The sequence below is a fragment of the Oleiharenicola lentus genome (assembly GCF_004118375.1).
GTDB classification, from domain to species: domain Bacteria; phylum Verrucomicrobiota; class Verrucomicrobiia; order Opitutales; family Opitutaceae; genus Lacunisphaera; species Lacunisphaera lenta.
Window position 1 is genome coordinate 847,673 of record NZ_SDHX01000001.1, and the last position, 16,067, is coordinate 863,739.

The following is a 16,067-nucleotide window of genomic DNA, read 5'->3' on the forward strand; positions in this document are numbered from 1 at the left end:
TCACTTTTCACGGGGAACAATCACCTGAATACAGGTCGATTGAGAATTATGTCCGCCGCGAATGTTCGTATTACGAACATTGGTATGAGTAGCTACATCTCACCCCACATGGCGGCCCTTCTCGGCCTGGCGGATATCATCGTCGTGATCAGTCGCGAAATGGAAAAGGATATGCACAGGCGGCGTGAGGCGCGGCGTCCGCGCCTCAAGCGTGGTGCGACGTTGCGGCCGAGCGACGATACGCCGCTGTGGAACGGGCTCGTTTCGCTGGTGGCGCCGCGTCTCGGGCGCCGGGGTGCCCGCGCCCTGTTGGCCCGCGAGCTCGGTCTGCATCGGGCTCGGGCCGGCGAGTATTTCAACCGCCGCAGCATGATGCCCGACGCCGAGCGCACGCTGCGCCTTCTGGTTTGGCTGAGCCGGCAGCCGCCCGACAGGCCCGAGGCCGTCTTCTAGCCGAATGTTCGTAATACGAACATTGGTTGGAACGGGCCGGCCGCGGGGGTCCGCGCAATGGGGCTGAATACACGGAATTCAGAAACTTCTAGGCGACGGGGAGGCCGAGAGTGCTACGCGTTTTCTTCGGCAGGCGGGAGACGACCAAATCGTAACTGTGCCGGATGCGGGCGTTGAGTTCCGGCTCGGGTAGCGCGGCGAGATCCTCAACCTTGGCCCACATGCGCTTCGCGCAGTAAGGGGCCTGGATGATGCCTTCGATCTGCGTGAGCTCGTCAAACTCCTCCGGTGTGCACTTGAAGATCACGCCGGCCACGGTGCCGCCGTCGAGCACGAGGATCAGGAACATCTTGCCAGCGACCTTGTGAACGAGGCACTCGCCCCACTGTTTGACGACCGTCGTGTGCGGAAGCGAGAGCGCGAAAGACTGAAGCCGGGCGAGCCGCATGCGAACAACGTGACCCGCCCGGAACCGGTTGGCCATCAAAAGCAGCCTTCTTCCCGCCGGCGATCTGGCTGGCACCAGGCACCTGGCCGTCCAAGTCGGCTGGCCCCCGACTCCCCGGCAAATGTTCGTATTACGAACATTCGCCTGATGCGGCACTGTGGGGATCCAGGACCAATGTTCGTAATACGAACATTGGGGCTGAGGGAAATGGGCGAGGGTTGGAAAGGGTGGGTGGGGCGGGGATGTGGGAAACGGAACGCTCGACGGTTTGGGTAGTCGGAGTAGGCTCAACCCATGAGAGGGCTGCCGCTTTCCGTCGTCCTGCTTGCCGGCCTGGTGCACGGTGCGGAGACATCATCGCCGGCCATGCGGGAGAAACTGCGCGCGCGGTTGGCCGAGACCGTTGCCCCGTTGGCGACGGTCCGGTCGGCGGAGCAGTCGCCGGAACCGGCGAGCGACGTGCTCGTGCTGGAGCCGTTTGTCGTCACGGAATCACGCGGCGTGCGCGAACTGGAGAAGGTCCTCGCCGATGACCGCCAACGCCAGGAGGCCGGGCGATTCACCGCCACCAAGGGCGGCACGATCTATCGCAGTGAACGGGTCGAGCTCGGCAGCTGGTGGTCGCCGCTCACGGGTTGGCAGCTGTTGAAGTTCAAGTGGTGACGCGTCCCATCACGCGGGCCGGATGCCGCCGGTTTCGCGAGGATCTGCATCGAGCTTGGTGGCGCCGTCCCGTAGGCCGCCACCTTCGCCCATGCACGCCATCAAGGCGGGGTGACGGCGGGGAATTGACTCGTCTCCCGCACTGGCGATAGCGTCGTGGCCAAGTGACCGAGGCCGAGGTTATCGATGTGATGCGCCGTTATCTTGAGGGACGATTCCCCAAGAAGTGCAACGTCTGTGATCGCACCTATGCGAATCTGAAAGACTACCTGCAGCGCACCACGCATGTCGGACAGCCACGGTCCTACGATATCGAGATGGGCACGGTGCCGCCGCAGCAACCGCTAGGCACCATGTCTTTCGCCAACTGCGCGTGTGGGAACACGCTGGTGATCGATTCCTCGGGCATGAGCCTTGCGACCCTCTGGCGGCTGATGGGCTGGCTGACGGCCGAGATGTGGCGGCGCCGGACCACCGCGCCGTTGATCCTCGCGGATCTGCGCCGCGCCATAGATCGGGCCACGCTGGAAGATACCGGCGCGCGCTGAGCCGCCCTTTCCACGGGGTGTGCTCCCGTCGCTCAGGCGGACCCGGCCGGCCGCGCGGAACCGGCCGCGAGGCGCAGGAGCAATCCGGCGGTGACGAACATGGCCACGAAAACTCCGTTCAAGCCGAACACCTTTTCCACCCCCGGGCTGAAGTCGGCGGGCCAGAAGATGACCGCGACCACCGGCACGAGGAAGTTCACGGCGGCGGTTGCGAACGCCGCCCGGGCCATCCCAGCCGGCTCGAAACGCGCGAGCACGACGCCCAGCAGGCCGGTCAGGATCACGGCAGCGTAGAGCGCATTGGCGGGATTTTCATCGCCGATGATCTGCACCGCCATCGTCACCCAGGTGATGAGGAAACCCGCGGCCACCGCCAGACCGACTCCCGCCCGGTAGGCGAGGTTGCCGGGTTTACGGGTGACCAGAAAACGAAAGACCAGGGTCGTGAGCGCGAGCACCACCCAGGCGACGACGAAGTCGGAGAAGGTCCAGTTCCAGCCGTCCACGGTGAGCTGGCCGATGAGCGGGATGAGCAGCAGGGCCAGCGGCACGAGGGCGACGATCAGATAGTCTTTGCGTTTCATGGGCGTGCAGGGTGCCGGAGCCGTGTGAAGGCTTGATGAAGGCAGCATGAAATGGCGACGAATTAACCCGGTCCGGGCCGGGAGCTAGTGCCGATCAGACGGCAACCCGACGGGGGCGCGCCGTTGGGCGGATTGAACCAAAGCCGGCCGCACGGGTCGGAAACGGCTATGAGGCTTTCACCCCCTGCTTGGTTTTCGTCCGTTCGCCGGCTCGCGGTCGGACTTCTCCTTTGGTCGGCGGCCGGAGTTTCCGGCGGGGCGCAGGATTCTTTTGCGCGCGAGACTCAGCCGGCCGGCACCGACCGGCCGGTGCGACTGCTGCGATCCGACCTGGCCGCCCTTTCGGTCGAGGACGAAGCCCGCGATGCGCGGGAGATCGCCGACCGCATCAACGAGGCGCTGTCCGTCCGTCGCGAAGTGATCCTCACCCTGCTCAACGACACCGCGGTGAACGTGAGCGGGCGCGTGACGGCGCAGCGTTACTGGATCGTCATCACCGGGCACGACGGAAGCGAGTTCCGCTGCCGCGCCGCGATGATCGCCAGCGTGAGGATCAGGTGAGCGGCCCGGTGTCGCCCAGCGCCCGTTCGAGCCAGGCCTGCCCCGCGGGCCAGTCGCCGAGTCCGGAGGCGGCGTTGATGTGGCCGCAGGCGCCGATGTCGTGTGGCGTGCAACCCCAGGCGCGGGCGAGGGCGGCGCTGCGCTCCGGCGTGCTGTAGGGGTCGTCGGTGCTCGTGATCATCCGCGCCGGGAAACGCAGCGGCGCCCGCACCGGTGCGCGGAAGCCGCGGATCGCCGAGGGAAAATCCGGCCGGTCGGGATCGGGCACGGCCACAAGCAGCGCCCCCGCCACGGGCCGCGCCGATTCGCGGCTCCACGCCGCCACCGCGAGACCGCCAAGGCTGTGCGTCACGAAGAACACCGGCCCCGCGACGGCCGCGACCGTGCGCTCAATCTCCGCGACCCAGGCCGTGCGCTCCGGGTTTTCCCAGTCGGCCTGCTCCACCCACCGGCTGCCGGGCCGGGCCTCGTGCCAGCGGCGCTGCCAGTGGGTGGGACCGGAGTTTCCATAGCCGGCGACGAAGACGAGGGTGGGCGGAGCCATGTGATCAGCGAAGCAAGTCGCTGCGTGACGACAATCCCCGCTCGCGCGCCGACCGGCACAGTCGCGCTGCCGGCGGGCGCACAGCGGCAGACGAGGCGGCCGCGCCTACGGGGTGGCCAGCAGCTTCACGGCGGCTTGCACGAGCCGCGCGGTGGTTTCGTCGGCGGGCTTGAGGCGGTCGGTGAATATCACCGAACAGGTGGCGAGGTGGCGGTCGCCCACCGCGACGATCAGGAGTTCGGCCCGGACGAGGTCCTTGCCGGATTTGACGCGGGCGGCGTAGCGGTAGCCGCGGTGCCCGGAGATTTCGACCGGCTCGCGACTGTCCCAAGGCGGGTTGCTCCCGCCGTTGAGCACGGCGCGGGCGAGGGTGTCGTGGGCATCGGCCGGGTTGGGCGCGTGGGCGAACGAAAAGGAGAAGAAGACGCTGCCGGCGGGGTTGGAGACCTGGAGGTTGCCCATGGTGTCCACCGAGCTGCGCCAGTCCGCCGGCACGAGGCAACGGAACGCAGGCAGGTCCGCCTGCGGGTGGACGATCTCGCGAAGACCGTCGCGCGCGGGGGCGGCGGCCAGCGTTGCGACGCTCAGGACGAGGAGGGGAAACAGGCGCATGAGGTTCCTAGTTTGGATACATCGTCGCGCGTCCGCCCCGTCCGCCCAAGGCGATCCTGCGGGAGAATTCTTGGAAGCGGCCGAGAAAACCGAGGGTCCTGAGGAGCGAACCGGAATTGAACGGAACGCTCGACCCGCGCGGCGGTCGTCACAGGCTCACCCCATGAAACGGCTGCTGCTCCTCGCCTTGCTGACCGTGATCGACGGCGGCGCCGCGGAGCCGAAAGAGCGGCCCCGGTTGCCTCCGGGTGCGACAGCCAGTCCCGGGCGTCCGGCGAGCGGTGAAGCTTCGGCCGCCGCCGAGGGCGGTTCGTTCAAGGCCTTTCTGCAAGCCAAGGACCGGCGGCCGGTGGGATTGGAGGCGGCTCCGGAAGTCGTCGCCGCGCGGGCCGAACAGGTTGCGGAGAAACCAGCCGCCTACGCCAAGCCCGGTTCGCCCGGCACGAACGGCGTGGGGACGACCGACCCGGATGTGCTGGTTTTGCCCAAGATGGAGGTCACCGCGGAGCGGGTCACGAAGCTGAAGGCCCAGCTCGCGGAGCTGGAGTCGCGGCAGGCGTTGGAAGACCGAATTGCCGCCCGGGCCGCGGAGCCCTCTTGGCTGGAGCGGTTTCTGAATCCCCCGTTCCTGCGGCTGGGCGGCTATTCCAGCGAGGCCAGCGCCGCCCTGGCGAAGAAACGGACGGAGGTGCTCGACTTGGTCAAGGTGCTCACGCTCGCGCTCGATCAGGCCAAGACGCCGGAGGAAAGGATCCAGATCCAGACCGACATTGACGGACTGAATGAGATGACGCGCCATTGGCGGTAGCGGGTAGGGGTAGCCGCCTTGGAGCGCAGCGACAAGGTGGTGGTCATGCGGAGACCACGCTTTCCTCCCGTGAGCGCGGGACTCAAGCCCAGCTCCGGTTACGCGGAACAGCAGCCAATGGTAAAAATCGGCCGCATCCGACCGGCCGCGGAATACCTGGCTAAAGTGACGGCATCTTTGAACGATTTTAAGGCTGATCAGTCTGTCCAAGCATACCCCACATGCTTTCCACCCTCATTATCCCGGCCCTGTGTCTCGCGCTTGTGTTGATTGTCGTGATTGATTGCCGGGCCTGCGGGCGGGATTGATCGGGCGGGGGTTGGGCTTGGCGGTCGGGCTCTCGTCGGCCAGCGTGCGGGCATGAAAATCCCCGGTTTGCGGAGTCCCCATGACAAGGTCGGCGGTTTGGTCTATTTCGGCCGGATGCTCGACAAGATCCGGCTGCACGCGGCGGGCAAATTGCCGGCGGACTATGTGGCCAACCTCGGCGAGCGTGACTGGTATTTCTACGACGCGCGGTGCTGCCGGTTCCTCGGCGTGAAATACCCGGCGCTGGTGAAGCGCGTGAAGCAGGGCGGCACCGACGCGCAGGTCCTGCGCTGGTGCCTCAAGGTGGGCGGCAAGAAGACATCGGAGCAGATCGCGATCTGGAATACTTTCATGGCGAAGCGCGGCTGGCGCGACGAGGCGAGCGGCGGCGTGGCGGAGGAAAAGGCCGCGAGCGGCCTCGGCCGCCGCAAGGACATCGTCACGTGGTTCGACCTGTTCGACGTCGAGGAAGGCCGCAAGCCCGCCGGCGTGATCGCGTGACAGCGAGGCCCGGACAAGGCGTCTTGACGGTTTTCGCCGCGGCGGGCAATTTGCGCGGCCAAGGGAGAAACCCACCATGCAAATGAAAAAATACGCGGCGGAGGCGATCGGCACTTTCTGGCTTACGTTTGCGGGTTGTGGCAGCGCGGTGATCGCCGCCGGCTTTCCGCAGGTGGGCATCGGCCTGCTCGGCGTGTCGCTCGCTTTCGGCCTCACGGTGCTGACGATGGCCTACGCGGTCGGCCACATCTCTGGCGGACATTTCAATCCGGCGGTCACGATCGGCCTTGCTGCGGGCGGGCGTTTTCCGGCCGGCCAGATTCCCGGTTACGTGGTGGCGCAGGTCGTCGGCGGCATCACGGCGGCGGGCCTGCTCTACGTGATTGCGAGCGGCGCGCCGGGTTTCGATCTCGCCGGCGGTTTCGCGTCCAATGGCTACGCGGAGCATTCGCCGGGCAAATACAGTCTCGGAGCGGCGTTCGTCACCGAGTTTGCGCTGACCGCCGTGTTCCTGTTCGTGATCTTTGGCGCGACCAGCAAGCGCGCTCCGGCCGGTTTTGCCCCTCTTGCCATCGGCCTCGCACTGACACTGATCCACCTGGTTTCGATTCCGGTCACCAACACCTCGGTGAACCCGGCCCGCAGCACGGGCCCGGCGCTCTTCGTCGGGGGCTGGGCGCTCTCGCAGCTCTGGCTGTTCTGGGTCGCGCCGATCGCGGGCGCCATCTTTGGCGGTCTGCTCTACCGCTGGCTGGACGACGAGCGTTGACCCGGCGGGTGCGCGCGCCTCTGGCGAGGCCGGTCCCGCGGGTCAGCCGTTGAACTTTGGGACAATGGACTGCGAGTCGATCGGGATGGAGGTGTGCTGGTGGATGATCCGCCAGTCCGGGTCGCGGCGCGCGAGCGACCACGTGAGCCGGCTGACCATCTGCCGCAGCACGGCGCCGGCCTGGTCGCGCGCTTGGAAGCGGACGAACGCCGTGACGGTGGCGAGGTCGCTCGCGGCACGGATTTCGACATTCTCGAAGGTGACATGCACCGTCTCGGAGCCGAGACCGCCCAGCCAGCGGCGCACCGTCGGCGCCCACTCCGCCTCACCGCGGACCGAAGCCCGGTCCCACAGGTCAAAAATCCGGACGTCCGCGTCGTAGAGGCGAAGCATGGCCTCGGCATCCTTCCGCAGGGCGGCGTCACAATATTGTTCGATCAGGGCGTGGATCGGTCGGGCGTCATTGCTCATGGGAGTTTGCGGTATAGGGACGACGATCAGGTCTGGATGGGGCGGACACAAAAAGCATGACGGAGCACAAATGCGGGCCGAGACCAATTTAAGTTCCCCGGTTGGGCGAGGGCCGCAAGACGGCCCTGGTTCAATCCGGAGGAGGCAAGAGAAGGTGGAGCGACTTGACCCCAAGGCGCTGGTTCGCAGCGGCTTCGTCGCAACGCGCTGGGTCAGCGCGTTCCATCTTTCAGGATATACGACCCATCTAAGAAGTTCGAGCCCCGGATTGTTTCTCGCGAAGGTTACGAAGGCCCGGTCCCGCTTGCCTTTGGTCCCTTCGCTTGCTTCGCGAGACATTGCTCTGAACTGACGGAAATCGGGCTGGGAAGAAACTACGAACAACTGCCTCACCACGTCTGCTGGTTCGACGTGGTCCGCGGCCAGCGGAAACCCTGAGCCGGACTTTCGCCGCGCTGGTTCACCGCCGCAGGCCGGCTTCGAGGACGAACCACGCGGGGTTCATCTGGGCCATTGGTCCGCGCAACTGGTCGAGTTCGGCGGCCGGGCCGTGGATTTCCAGGCGCGTCAGGGTGGCGATCTTGAAAATCTCGGCGAGCTCCGGGCCGACATTGGCCAGGTGGGCCAGTGCGCCCGCGGCGCCGACGTAGGCCTCGCGGCAGAAGACCTCGTCGCCGTTCACGGTGAACTCGTAAAACAGGTTGCCCGTTTCCGTGCGGGTTTTCTCGATGAACACCGGCATGGCGGCCTTGAACGCCGCCAGCTTGCCGGGGTGGGCCTTGAAGTAGGGATGGATGCTGACGACGTTGGCGGGGTAGTTCATGGGGTGGCGGTTGGGGGTTGGCAGCTAGACAGTCCCGGATCCGCCGGGACCGCAACGCTAAGGTCAACCCTCGGAAGGTCTCTCGCGATCCGACTTCGCGCTGCCGCTACGGCGCGACAAGAGAGTGCGGAGGACGCGAAGGTGGGAAACAACGGACTTGTTTAAGAGGGGAGCGGTTCCGCTGATCGGCTGGTTCAGCCGGAGGGAATTTGCGCTTGAGGCAGCGACAGCGGACAGATTGTCTCCGTGACTTTCGCCGGGGCCAAGGCGGTAAAACCATGGCCCGCCATCCGTCTCATTTTAATACCGTTACGCCCGTAGGCGGGCAAAGACCGACCCACCGCTTCCACGCGGTGGGTTTTCCGTTGGCGGGAATCCGGGCAATAAAAAACCCGGGATTCATCATCAGCGGCTTTTTGAAGCGCCACTGAAGCTAGGAATTGCCCCGGGACAGTGACCTCACCATCGACAGATCCGGCCGGAAGTAAAGCGCCGCTTGGGCATGATGCCCCGCTTGGGGACTACATCGTCTATGTGGATGAAAGCGGCGATCACGGATTGGAAAGAGTGTCGCCGGATTATCCGGTCTTCGTGCTGCTCTTCGCGATTTTCAGAAAGGCCGACTATCTGGAGAAAGTCTGTCCGGCGGTGCAACGGTTCAAATTCGAGACCTGGGGGCATGATGAAGTCGTGCTGCATGAACATGAGCTACGGAAACCCAAGGGTGATTTTCTGTTTCTTCACTCCCAACCGGCCCGGGAACGGTTCAACGCGAAGTTGACGGGCATCATGCAGGAGCTGCCGGTCACCGTGGTGGCCGTGGTGATAGACAAGCCGGCGTTCGTGGCGAAATACAGTGAACCGGTCGGACCCTACAGCTACGCGCTGGAGGCAGGCCTTGAACGGGTCTTCCGTCATCTTGACGGACTGGGGCAGGGAAGTCGCGAGACGCCAGTCATCCTTGAGTGTCGCGGGCGGAAGGAAGATGCGGAGTTGGAGCTGGCGTTCCGGCGGGTTTGTGATGGCGAGAACGTCCTTCGGAAGAAGCTGCTGTTTCGGCATTACATGATTCCCAAGGCGGCGAATTCGACCGGGTTGCAAATGGCGGACCTGATGGCGCGGCCGGTGGGATTGAAGCATTTTCGACCGGCGCAGCCGAACCGGGCCTACGACATCATCCATCAAAAACTGCGCGCCAGTCCGGCGGGTCGGGTGGAGGGCTGGGGGCTTAAGATCATCCCCTGAAAATGCGAAGGGCCTCCGGGGATTCCCAGAGACCCAGCGCCGACCGGAAATTTCCAGTCCGACTTGAGGACAAGATGCGAGGGATGGTCCGGGCTGTCAAGTGGCGGCATGGTGTGGTGCCGGCATTAGGGCAAACCCCGGAATGTCTCTCGCGAAGGTTACGAAGGAGGCGAAGGCCAAGCGCCACTCCCTTCGGTCCTATCTCTTCCTTCGCGAGACACGGCCTTAACCTGAGCCTGGCCCTGTTACCCGATCCGGGCTTCGCCCTTGGCGGTGAGGGCGTAGCGTTTTTCGGCGGGGCGGTGTTCGAGGAGGCCCTCTTTGATCCAGGCGGTGAGCTGCTTTTTGCCCACGGTGCGCGCATGGCTCTCGGGAATCGTGCCGAGGGAGCCCATGAATACTGTCACTTTCCCCGCAGCTGGCTGCGGGGTTTCACGGGCGAGATTAGGACGCCGCCTCGGGCGGCGTTCAAGAAGGTGCGGAGTTTGAGGGCTGCGGGGGATTTCGAGAGGGGCATGAGCCGAGGGACGTAGGTTGCAACTGGGCCGGGGTTGGCTGGGTCAGTGAAGAATCAAGACGTGACGTCTTCAGTTCGGCCGTTGTTCGACCCCAGGCCGGCTGAGTGGGCGGGGCGCAGGGAGGCTATTGCGACGGCGGACGACGATAAGCCTGTCATTTGCCGGGAAGTGCGCGCAGGTTGTGGGCATGATCGCCGGCCTGACCCCCACCTCTTGCCGGCGCTTCCTGGTGCTGGCCGTGCTATTGCTCGCGGGTTGTGGCTCCCCGGCCGTGGATCCGCCCATCGCCTCTCAGGTCGGCGCGCGGACTCGCGCCGAGCTGCAGGCCGGCGATGTCTTCGGCCTGTCGGTCGCGCCGGACGGCTTGACGGATTTCGGGCTGACTGTGGTGACGAACCAAGGCGTACGGCAGGGCGGCCCGATCCAATGGATCGTGATCGGTAATGTCGCGCCCCGCTCGCACGCGGCGGTCGCCGGTCTCGTGATGGGGGACGAGATCATGGCGGTGGACGGCGTGTTGCTGGAGAACCTTCCGCGCGACGGGCTGCGGCGCGGGCTGTTTGAGCGGAAAGCGGGCGACCGCATCCGGCTGCTGGTCCACACTTCCACCCAGACCCTGCCGCAATTCGTGGAACTCATCGCCGGCCGGATGGCCCCGAAGCGCTGAGCGGCGGAAATGGGCCAGCCAACGGGGTCAGGCCAGGATTGCCCTGACGGTGCGGATGGGCGGCATGGGTCTGACCGCAAACGACAAAGCCTGCCCCTGACCGGCCGCCCCAAACCACCGGAAGGATTAACCACGGATGGTTACCCGATCCGGGCTTCGCCCTTGGGGGTGAGGGCATGGAGTTTTTCCTACGGGAGCGGTTTCGCCCGGCCTATTCCGCGGTCTTGGGGCTGATGACGTTTGCCACCTTGCTCACGGAGTCAGCCGGGAAACCGCCGCGCTTGGCGTGTTCGCGGATCATCTCCTCGTTCGGCGCCATGTAGATGCAGTAGATCTTGTCGCCGGTCACATAGCTCTGCACCCACTGGATCTCGGGACCGAGGTCCTTCAGGACGCCGCAGGAGGTGCGGGAGATGTCGCGGAGCTGTTCGGGCGTGAGTTTGCCCGCGGCGGGGATGTTCCGCTCGATCACATACAGGTTGTGGCCGGCCGTGGGCGCCGGGGAGGAATTGGCGAGAGCGGAAGCCGAGGTGATGACACCCAGCAACGAGGCGAGCAGCAGATGGGTCGTGTTCATGCGCGGAGTCTAGCGCAGGCGAGGCCGGGCCCCCTAGGACAAGGACCGGAATTTCCCGGCCAGCCGCGCCGCCCTCAGGCTGGCAGCCGGGCGCGGGGCGAATGGCCGAAGTGCCCGCGGTAGAGGTTGCGCAGCTGGCGGCCGTCGCTGAAGCCGCAGGCGCGGGCCACGTCCTCCACCTTGGAACCGTCTTCGCGCAGCAGCGCCCGGGCCCGCTCGAGGCGCAGCTCGCGGAGATAGGCCCCGATCGAGAGGCCGAGGCTGCGCTGGAACCGGCGCGACAGGTTCCGGGGACTCGAGCCGACCCGCGCCGCCAGCAGCTCGATGCCCGGCGGCGCGTCGAGGTGCTCGATCAGCAGGGTCTGCGCGCGGTGCACGACATCGTCGAGGTGGTTGCGGTAGCGCAGGTAGATGCTGTCCTGCTCCGACTCGCCGTGGCGGCGCAGGTAGATCACGAGCCGGCGCGCCACCTCGAACGCCAGCCGCGACCCGTGGCGCTGCGCGACCAGATGGATGGCCAGGTCGATGCCCGCGGCGACGCCGGCGCTCGTGAACACATGGCCGGCCTCCGCGAACAGGATGCCCGAGCGCACCTGCGTGCGGGGATACTGGCGCTGCAGGTCCGCGTTGTCGGCCCAGTGCGTGACGCACGGCTTGCCGTCCAGCACGCCCGCCTCCGCGAGGAAAAACGCGCCGGTGCAGGTGGAGCAGACGGTCGCGCCGTCGCGGCTGGCGCGCCGGATCCATTCGAAAAACGCGGGATGCCGCCGCATCGCCCGCACCGCCGGCTCGGTCGCGCCTTGGAATCCGGCCACCACGAGGATGTCGTCGCGGGCGAGCGCGACCCGGCGGTAGGACCGCAGGTTGCCGAACTGCAGGTTGCCCGCCACCGGCTCCGACCGGTTCAGGCCGCACATCACGAATTCATAGGCCTCGCCGGAATGGATGGCCGCCATCTGGAAGACCTGCAACGGCCCGACCAGGTCGAGCGCGGTCACATCGGGCGGAATGAAGAATACGACGCGCATGGCAACTGCTCGGGCAGCATGGGTGCTCCGGGCCGGAACGTCAAAGCCCGCTTGGTCCAGCGGGGGCAAGGGAAAGGTCAAACCTCGGCAGGGAACGCCGAACTGATTTTAACCACTGATGCTCCGCCTAACGGCTACGCTTTAAAATCCCCTACGCCTTATCGGCTCCGGTTTTGGTTCCGGGGAGCGGCTTCCTGTTGCTGCCTGCTGGCAGCCCGGGATCAGTCGCGCAGCCTGCGCTGCGGCTGAAATCGCCGCTGGGAAGCTGGAAAGTTCGATTGTCAGCCGGCGATTAGCCGGCCCCCGAAGCCCCGAAGCGAAGCCGATTAGGCGTAGCTGCACTCCGTAGCGCAGCCGGTAGGCGGAGCATTAGTGGTTAAACCAGGATCGGTGATTCCTCGGCTTACCCGATCCGGGCTTCGCCCTTGGGGGTGAGGGCGTAGCATTTTTCGGCGGGGCGGTGTTCGAGGAGGCCCGCTTTGATCCAGGCGGTGAGCTGTTTCTTGCCCACCGTGCGCGCATGGCTCTCGGGGATCGTGCCGAGGGAGCCCATGAAGAGGGTCCGCAGCTTGAAGGCGTCAGGGGATTTCGAGAGGGGCATGGACCGGGCGAGGGCTGAGGGCAACTGGGCTGGCGCCGGCGGGGCAGTCTAGCGGCAACACGCGAGCTGTTCCGGCTTCGCATGCGATGCGTCGGCATGCTTCGCGCAGATGACGCTGAGGGCGCAAAGGCAGGAAACAACGAACTTGTTTAGGGGCAAAGGCGGGGTAGGGTGCCGGCGTGAAGAGCATGATCAAAACCGCTTCCACTCGCCGCAACGGGCACACGGGCCGTCCGGTGGCGAAGGGGGCGCGTTCCAATGGCACGAGCTTTGCCGCCGCGGCGGCAAAGTATCGGGGCATGTTGAAGGACGCGCCACCCGACCTCTCGACCCGTGAAGGCTTCGGACGTCCGGTATCTCGTTGATGCAGGTCCGTTGATCGGCTGGTTCAGCCGGCGGGATCAGTGGCATGCGTGGTCCACGCAGGCCTTGCAGGCGGTGGACGAAGTGCTGTGGACCTCCGAGGCGGTCTTCGCCGAGGCGTGCTACCAACTCGGCGGCAATACGCCCGAGGTGGCGGCCTTGGTGGAATTGGCCGACGGCGGGCACCTGCGGCTGCTGGCACCGTTCGGGCTGGCGACCGGGCGACTGCGCACGCTGCTGGCCAAGTATCCGCGGATGGACGTGTGCGATGCGTCGCTGGTCATGCTCTCGGAGATGCACCCCGCCGCGAAGATCGTGACCCTGGATGTGCGGGATTTCGGCATCTACCGCCGCTTCCGCAATGAGGCGCTGCCGCTGGTCTGTCCGCGGTGATTGCCACTGCCTGTTCCGGTGACGCCCCAGTGCGCCACCGCTCGGACCTTGTCGAGATCGGGTAAGGGCGTGCCGTTGAGGTCGGTAAGGTTGGTCTGATAGCCGTCGGCGTCGAAGGTCGGACCCTTGGTTTTACGGCTGCGTTTCATGGCCAGTAAGATGCTCAGTCCAGCAACGGGTTCCCGGTGGCAGCGGCGAAATGAGGTGCGGAGAACGCGAACGGCGGACTACCCGATCCGGGCTTCGCCCTTGGGGGTGAGGGCGTAGAGCTTTTCGGCGGGGCGGTGTTCGAGGAGGCCCTCTTTGAGCCAGGCGGCGAGCTGCTTCTTGCCTACGGTGCGCGCATGGCTCTCGGGAATCGTGCCGAGGGAGCCCATGAAGAGGGTCCGCAGCTTGAAGGCGTCAGGGGATTTCGAAAGAGGCATGGACCGAATTATAAGGCGTGAAGCCGTGCTGGGAGGAAACAACAAACAACGGTCCGGGGATCACGCGATTACTTGGACTGTTAGTCGTAGAGGATTTAGTTCACGTTGGATTCATCCTCGCCCCATTTTCACATATCGCCTTTATCTGAAAATATGCATGCAGACTATTCCGCGGTATTCGTCCCAGGCGGGTTTCCCGTGCACACCTACAATCCTCGTTCTGAACAAAAACTGGAGGAAAGGGTTCGAGAGTCCGAAAGAAATTTATGTAAACTAGTCATAGTTACAGGACATACTAAGTCAGGTAAGACGGTCCTCACTCAGAGGGTTCTGCCTAGAAATATATCGATTTGGGTAGACGGAGGAGCGGTCAAAACAGAGGACGATTTTTGGCAAATTGTAATCGAAGCCTTGGATGTTACCCAAACAGTCCAAATCAGTGATCAGACCGAACGCACACTCTCAGCAGGTAGTAAAGGAGGAGCGCAGATGGACCTCTTTGTCTTTAAAGGCGGCGGTGAAATTAACGCGGGGATCGCCCAAAAAAGTGGCAAAACAATAAGCAGGGCTCGTGCTGTCTCTGCGAGAGTTGCGGCATTGCAAGCGATGCGAGAAAGGAAAACGCCGCTTGTTATCGATGATTTTCACTATTTGCCAAAAGAGATCCAGGGTAGCGTGGTAAGAGCTCTTAAGCAGCTGATCTTTGAAGGGCTGCCAGTAGTGATAATTGCAATTCCGCATCGTCGGTATGACGCCATTAAAGTAGAGCGAGAAATGACCGGCAGAATTCATCCCGTTCAAATACGGTCTTGGGCAGATGATGAGCTGCGATTTATTTCGAATACAGGGTTTCCGCTTCTAGGCACATATCTGATGCCCATTCCGCAGCAGCTATTAGCAGAGAATGCAATGGGCAGCCCACATTTAATGCAGGAATTTTGTCGCGAGATTTGTAGGTCGAAAAGGTTTCGGGAAAAGAAAGACGGTGAGGATCTGTTTCTCGATAACAATGAGCTGGAGGATATTTTTCGAGAAGTTGCCGAGTCAATTGGACGACCAATTTTTGAGAAATTGGCAAGGGGGCCACGACAAAGGTCTGACAGAATGCAGCGTGAGCTGAAGCAAGGTAAGAAGGTGGATATTTATGAGCTGGTTTTGCACGCGTTAGCATTTCTGAAACCCGGACTGGTTAGTCTGGAGTATGAAAATCTGCGTGCAGCAATTAAGGAAGTTTCTGTTCAGGGTATTCCGCAGATGCAGGAAGTCGTGCGTGTGTTAAAGCATATGGCTAAAATCGCAGCCACGGACCAGAGTTCTACACCTGTAATCGATTTCGAGGAGTCGGAGAAAAAACTTCATATAACCGATCCCTTTTTTGCATTCTACCTTCGCTGGGGAAAGATAGGCGCCTAATATAGCAGCTGAAAAAACGCTAAATTCTCAGCTCGTGGTAAAGGTCGCTCGGCTGCTCTTGGAGGAAGCGAGTCGGCTGGAGAATCATCCCGCCCGGGCCGTGCTGCTGGCGACTCTTGGGTGGGTGATGTAGAATTCGTTCTTGGCGCGGGTGACCCGTCTTCGCTGAAGCTACGCCGTGGTTAGCGGTGACGTTGAGGCCTAGGGTTTTCAAAACCGGCCGGTTGTCTCACAAACTCAGGGCACGGGTAGCAGCAACCAGAACTTTTTCCTGCTTCGCAGTATCCTTTAGTTCCGACACAGCATACACCCAAGTAGTGCTCATGACGTCGCAGGCCGAATCAATATCCTTAGCGTTCACTACGCGTTTAATTAATTTCAGCCCCTTTCCGCCTCTGATGGTAACCTTCATCTTCAACCAAGCATCAGGGTCTCGTGAGCTAAATAGCGGCGAATAATCGGAATGCACAATGGAGTTTCTGTAGGCTTCAGCTGCGAGCAGATACCGACACGCATGCCTACAGATTGACCATTGTTGTTTCGTGCCTCGCTGGTGCACTAAAGCTGAGTATAGATCAACTTTCTGACCAAAGCTAAGTGCGCCTAGAAATACATGCCTCTCATTGATGGACCTTGCTGAGAGAAGTTTCGCTAGGACATCGGTCAAATTTCGCTCAGTCACTTGAAATAACATTACCACGCGCCCGACAGCTTCTTGAATGTTTGAGCTCATGAGTTTGGGC

The 16,067-nt window shown here is 63.4% G+C and carries 24 protein-coding genes; 11 read left to right on the top strand and 13 right to left on the bottom strand.

The features are described from left to right. Nucleotides 1-84 precede the first annotated feature (84 nt). Nucleotides 85-453, top strand: coding sequence for a hypothetical protein (locus ESB00_RS03420; RefSeq protein ID WP_129046326.1), 369 nt, complete (start codon nucleotides 85-87; stop codon nucleotides 451-453). An 88-nt stretch (nucleotides 454-541) separates the two neighbouring features. Here the strand turns inward: ESB00_RS03420 and ESB00_RS03425 are convergent, their stop codons facing one another. Next, complete coding sequence (locus tag ESB00_RS03425; protein ID WP_164976003.1) at nucleotides 542-901, bottom strand: MmcQ/YjbR family DNA-binding protein; 360 nt, start codon at nucleotides 899-901, stop codon at nucleotides 542-544. A 294-nt stretch (nucleotides 902-1,195) separates the two neighbouring features. Between ESB00_RS03425 and ESB00_RS03430 the strand changes: the two genes are divergently transcribed. Together ESB00_RS03430 and ESB00_RS03435 are read left to right on the top strand one after the other, a co-directional pair. Further along, nucleotides 1,196-1,564 carry a hypothetical protein gene (locus ESB00_RS03430; RefSeq protein ID WP_129046328.1) on the top strand — a complete coding sequence of 123 codons (369 nt, stop codon included), beginning with the start codon at nucleotides 1,196-1,198 and terminating at the stop codon, nucleotides 1,562-1,564. A 164-nt stretch (nucleotides 1,565-1,728) separates the two neighbouring features. Continuing rightward, nucleotides 1,729-2,112 (top strand): hypothetical protein, encoded by a 384-nt coding sequence (locus ESB00_RS03435; protein WP_129046329.1) that lies wholly within the window; start codon nucleotides 1,729-1,731, stop codon nucleotides 2,110-2,112. Between the two features lie 32 nt (nucleotides 2,113-2,144). On the opposite strand, the gene ESB00_RS03440 is transcribed toward ESB00_RS03435, so the two are convergent. After that, a complete protein-coding gene (locus tag ESB00_RS03440; RefSeq protein ID WP_129046330.1) occupies nucleotides 2,145-2,696 on the bottom strand; it encodes a hypothetical protein in 552 nt (183 codons plus the stop codon). Between the two features lie 309 nt (nucleotides 2,697-3,005). Between ESB00_RS03440 and ESB00_RS03445 the strand changes: the two genes are divergently transcribed. Next, entirely contained in the window at nucleotides 3,006-3,257 is a 252-nt protein-coding gene (locus ESB00_RS03445) for a hypothetical protein (protein WP_129046331.1), read from the top strand. Here ESB00_RS03445 and ESB00_RS03450 read toward each other — a convergent pair. Next, nucleotides 3,250-3,801: an RBBP9/YdeN family alpha/beta hydrolase gene (locus ESB00_RS03450; protein ID WP_129046332.1), complete on the bottom strand. Its 552-nt coding sequence runs from the start codon at nucleotides 3,799-3,801 to the stop codon at nucleotides 3,250-3,252. The genes ESB00_RS03445 and ESB00_RS03450 overlap by 8 nt on opposite strands. A 105-nt stretch (nucleotides 3,802-3,906) precedes the next feature. After that, entirely contained in the window at nucleotides 3,907-4,413 is a 507-nt protein-coding gene (locus ESB00_RS03455) for a hypothetical protein (protein ID WP_129046333.1), read from the bottom strand. Nucleotides 4,414-4,576: 163 nt separating this feature from the next. Here ESB00_RS03455 and ESB00_RS03460 point away from each other — a divergent pair, with 163 nt between their 5' ends. The 3 genes from ESB00_RS03460 to aqpZ all read left to right on the top strand — a co-directional run bounded on the left by ESB00_RS03460 (nucleotide 4,577) and on the right by aqpZ (nucleotide 6,800). Continuing rightward, a complete protein-coding gene (locus ESB00_RS03460; protein WP_129046334.1) occupies nucleotides 4,577-5,221 on the top strand; it encodes a hypothetical protein in 645 nt (214 codons plus the stop codon). 360 nt (nucleotides 5,222-5,581) lie between these two features. Further along, nucleotides 5,582-6,031 carry a DUF5069 domain-containing protein gene (locus ESB00_RS03465; protein ID WP_129046335.1) on the top strand — a complete coding sequence of 150 codons (450 nt, stop codon included), beginning with the start codon at nucleotides 5,582-5,584 and terminating at the stop codon, nucleotides 6,029-6,031. Nucleotides 6,032-6,107: 76 nt separating this feature from the next. After that, entirely contained in the window at nucleotides 6,108-6,800 is a 693-nt protein-coding gene (gene aqpZ, locus ESB00_RS03470; protein WP_129046336.1) for an aquaporin Z, read from the top strand. A 42-nt stretch (nucleotides 6,801-6,842) separates the two neighbouring features. Here aqpZ and ESB00_RS19545 read toward each other — a convergent pair whose 3' ends face one another. Next, nucleotides 6,843-7,271, bottom strand: coding sequence for a YybH family protein (locus tag ESB00_RS19545; RefSeq protein WP_164976004.1), 429 nt, complete (start codon nucleotides 7,269-7,271; stop codon nucleotides 6,843-6,845). Between the two features lie 460 nt (nucleotides 7,272-7,731). Beyond that, nucleotides 7,732-8,094 (bottom strand): putative quinol monooxygenase, encoded by a 363-nt coding sequence (locus tag ESB00_RS03480; protein WP_129046338.1) that lies wholly within the window; start codon nucleotides 8,092-8,094, stop codon nucleotides 7,732-7,734. Between the two features lie 453 nt (nucleotides 8,095-8,547). Here ESB00_RS03480 and ESB00_RS03485 point away from each other — a divergent pair, with 453 nt between their 5' ends. After that, nucleotides 8,548-9,339, top strand: coding sequence for a DUF3800 domain-containing protein (locus ESB00_RS03485; protein ID WP_129046339.1), 792 nt, complete (start codon nucleotides 8,548-8,550; stop codon nucleotides 9,337-9,339). Nucleotides 9,340-9,584: 245 nt separating this feature from the next. Here the strand turns inward: ESB00_RS03485 and ESB00_RS19550 are convergent, their stop codons facing one another. After that, nucleotides 9,585-9,734: a hypothetical protein gene (locus tag ESB00_RS19550; RefSeq protein WP_164976005.1), complete on the bottom strand. Its 150-nt coding sequence runs from the start codon at nucleotides 9,732-9,734 to the stop codon at nucleotides 9,585-9,587. A gap of 310 nt (nucleotides 9,735-10,044) precedes the next feature. Here ESB00_RS19550 and ESB00_RS03490 point away from each other — a divergent pair, with 310 nt between their 5' ends. Then, on the top strand, nucleotides 10,045-10,524 hold the full coding sequence (locus ESB00_RS03490; RefSeq protein ID WP_129046340.1) for a PDZ domain-containing protein: 480 nt from the start codon (nucleotides 10,045-10,047) through the stop codon (nucleotides 10,522-10,524). Between the two features lie 211 nt (nucleotides 10,525-10,735). Here the strand turns inward: ESB00_RS03490 and ESB00_RS03495 are convergent, their stop codons facing one another. From ESB00_RS03495 to ESB00_RS03505, 3 genes are all read right to left on the bottom strand, one after another. Then, entirely contained in the window at nucleotides 10,736-11,002 is a 267-nt protein-coding gene (locus ESB00_RS03495) for a DUF4242 domain-containing protein (protein WP_342791786.1), read from the bottom strand. A 173-nt stretch (nucleotides 11,003-11,175) separates the two neighbouring features. Continuing rightward, nucleotides 11,176-12,129: a GlxA family transcriptional regulator gene (locus ESB00_RS03500; RefSeq protein ID WP_129046342.1), complete on the bottom strand. Its 954-nt coding sequence runs from the start codon at nucleotides 12,127-12,129 to the stop codon at nucleotides 11,176-11,178. Nucleotides 12,130-12,532: 403 nt separating this feature from the next. Continuing rightward, on the bottom strand, nucleotides 12,533-12,730 hold the full coding sequence (locus tag ESB00_RS03505) for a hypothetical protein (RefSeq protein ID WP_129046343.1): 198 nt from the start codon (nucleotides 12,728-12,730) through the stop codon (nucleotides 12,533-12,535). A gap of 333 nt (nucleotides 12,731-13,063) precedes the next feature. Between ESB00_RS03505 and ESB00_RS03510 the strand changes: the two genes are divergently transcribed. After that, entirely contained in the window at nucleotides 13,064-13,486 is a 423-nt protein-coding gene (locus ESB00_RS03510) for a type II toxin-antitoxin system VapC family toxin (protein ID WP_129046344.1), read from the top strand. Here the strand turns inward: ESB00_RS03510 and ESB00_RS03515 are convergent. Together ESB00_RS03515 and ESB00_RS03520 are read right to left on the bottom strand one after the other, a co-directional pair. Continuing rightward, nucleotides 13,438-13,635: a hypothetical protein gene (locus ESB00_RS03515; RefSeq protein WP_129046345.1), complete on the bottom strand. Its 198-nt coding sequence runs from the start codon at nucleotides 13,633-13,635 to the stop codon at nucleotides 13,438-13,440. The genes ESB00_RS03510 and ESB00_RS03515 overlap by 49 nt on opposite strands. Before the next feature lie 78 nt (nucleotides 13,636-13,713). After that, nucleotides 13,714-13,911: a hypothetical protein gene (locus ESB00_RS03520; RefSeq protein WP_129046346.1), complete on the bottom strand. Its 198-nt coding sequence runs from the start codon at nucleotides 13,909-13,911 to the stop codon at nucleotides 13,714-13,716. A 198-nt stretch (nucleotides 13,912-14,109) separates the two neighbouring features. Between ESB00_RS03520 and ESB00_RS03525 the strand changes: the two genes are divergently transcribed. Continuing rightward, nucleotides 14,110-15,324 carry a hypothetical protein gene (locus tag ESB00_RS03525; protein ID WP_218938673.1) on the top strand — a complete coding sequence of 405 codons (1,215 nt, stop codon included), beginning with the start codon at nucleotides 14,110-14,112 and terminating at the stop codon, nucleotides 15,322-15,324. A gap of 229 nt (nucleotides 15,325-15,553) precedes the next feature. Here ESB00_RS03525 and ESB00_RS03530 read toward each other — a convergent pair whose 3' ends face one another. Next, nucleotides 15,554-16,057 (bottom strand): hypothetical protein, encoded by a 504-nt coding sequence (locus ESB00_RS03530; protein ID WP_129046348.1) that lies wholly within the window; start codon nucleotides 16,055-16,057, stop codon nucleotides 15,554-15,556. Between the last annotated feature and the right edge of the window lie 10 nt (nucleotides 16,058-16,067).